Source organism: Vibrio sp. 10N.222.48.A3, assembly GCF_041475345.1.
Taxonomy (GTDB): domain Bacteria; phylum Pseudomonadota; class Gammaproteobacteria; order Enterobacterales; family Vibrionaceae; genus Vibrio; species Vibrio tasmaniensis_A.
Window position 1 is genome coordinate 1 of the sequence record NZ_JBFRVX010001579.1, and the last position, 1,189, is coordinate 1,189.

Consider the following 1,189-nt stretch of genomic DNA (forward strand, 5'->3'; position numbering starts at 1 on the left):
GTTTATTACAACCTTAGTTTTATTTGGGTTTTATAAACTGAAAAAATCTAAGTCTAAAAATAATAATGATCCGAAAGTTTCGGCCTTTTTACCTTTCTATAATGAAAACGAAGAACACCTAGTTTGCGCACTAAATAAGCTAAACGATCAAAATTATCCAAGTAAAATACAGGTAATTATTATTGATGATGGCTCCACAAACAACGCAATCAGTAGAGTTAAAGGGTGGATTGATAATACAGAGATGAACCATGACTTCCAAATAATAGAAAGGTCAGTAAATGGTGGTAGAAAAGGCTTCGCTTTAGATCATGTACTCGACCTTGGTGTAGCCACTGGTGATGTTTATGTTGTGGTAGATAGTGATACTTATATCGAGCCCAATGGGATCTATGAGTTGGTAACCAAGCTTTGGTCTGATGAAAAATACGCCGCGGTTTGTGGATATATTACACCAGAGAATCATGAAGATAGTTTTATAGGTAAATTGCAACATTATGAACATATCAGCTTTTATGGAGCGATAAGAGCAGCGCAAGATAAGTTGGGTTGTGTACCAGTACTAGCGGGTGCATTCGTTGCTCATCGAGCTTCAGTGGTGAAGAAGTTAGGGGGCTGGAGCGAGTGGTTAGTCGAAGATATAGCGTGGTGCTGGAAAGCAATATCAAACGGCTATCGCACGGGCTATGCACCTAAAGCAAAGGCAACAACGCAATGTCCAACGGACGCAAAAGGATTATTTAATCAACGGAGGCGCTGGGCTCGTGGCCGAGTTGAAGCTTATACAGAAGCGTGGAAGACGCATTGGGTAGCAGGTCTATGCGCATCCCCTTGGTTTCTATTGACTGCGGTACAGTACATATTTCCATCTAGCATTATTTTATTTGGCTTTATGATTGCATTGGGAATTTGGATTCCCATTGTAATCGGCGCTGCCAATATAATGATTTACTTTTTACTAGTGCAGTCCTATATAAAAGATTTTGATTTATCTAGTGATTTGTCAAATCGGCAAATGTTTAAAGCACCAATATATTCAGCATTGCTAGAGTCTATAACATGGCTTCCAAATTTACTTGGTTATTCAGATGAGATTTTGGGCAAGAAAAAAGGCTGGTTAACAAGATAGTTTCTATGAGCGCAGTACTCTTTACTGTAATTTAATATAAGGAAATAACTTATGTATAAC

At 38.4% G+C, this 1,189-nt stretch carries 1 protein-coding gene; it reads left to right on the plus strand.

The features are described 5' to 3' along the window. A partial coding sequence (locus AB4653_RS27835; protein ID WP_372105866.1) for a glycosyltransferase family 2 protein occupies positions 1-1,129 on the plus strand: 1,129 nt, incomplete at its 5' end. Positions 1,130-1,189: the final 60 nt, after the last annotated feature.